Annotated in this window: 1 protein-coding gene and 1 other RNA gene; both read right to left on the bottom strand. The window is 55.1% G+C overall.

The features are described 5' to 3' along the window. Positions 1-233, bottom strand: a 233-nt coding sequence (locus tag L6D89_RS32480) for a hypothetical protein (protein ID WP_236202356.1), incomplete at its 3' end; no start/stop codon positions are given. 42 nt (positions 234-275) lie between these two features. Beyond that, positions 276-347: hammerhead ribozyme type II (locus tag L6D89_RS32475), an RNA gene on the bottom strand. Positions 348-350 lie beyond the last annotated feature (3 nt).

Here is a 350-nt window from a genome sequence, read left to right as displayed (position 1 = left end):
TTCTTTCGATGTTTCTGACTCAGTACGTCATGTTCCTCACGATGTTTAAGGACCTGAAGTTCGCCCCAGACTTCCTGGCAGGTACGTCCGAGACAGTTCTTGGCCTTCAGCTTCTGCAGTACATGGCTGAGCATCGCTGGCCATTCCCGCAGATGCTTCCTCAGTAAGTGCACTAGCCATTCGCTCCAGCGAATCAGAAGGAATTGACTGTGCAGCTTGAAAGGCGCGCTCATGATCTGCGCCTCGATAGGTCCTGGTTTGTTTCTGCATAACGTCCTCGGCTGCTCATCAGTACCCAGCTACCACGCTGGGCAGACCGCTCCGGCCAGGCCGGGGCGGTTTCGCTTAGT

The organism is Pseudomonas pseudonitroreducens, from assembly GCF_021603645.1.
Lineage (GTDB): Bacteria > Pseudomonadota > Gammaproteobacteria > Pseudomonadales > Pseudomonadaceae > Pseudomonas > Pseudomonas pseudonitroreducens.
This window is presented reverse-complemented; position numbering and strand designations above follow the sequence as displayed.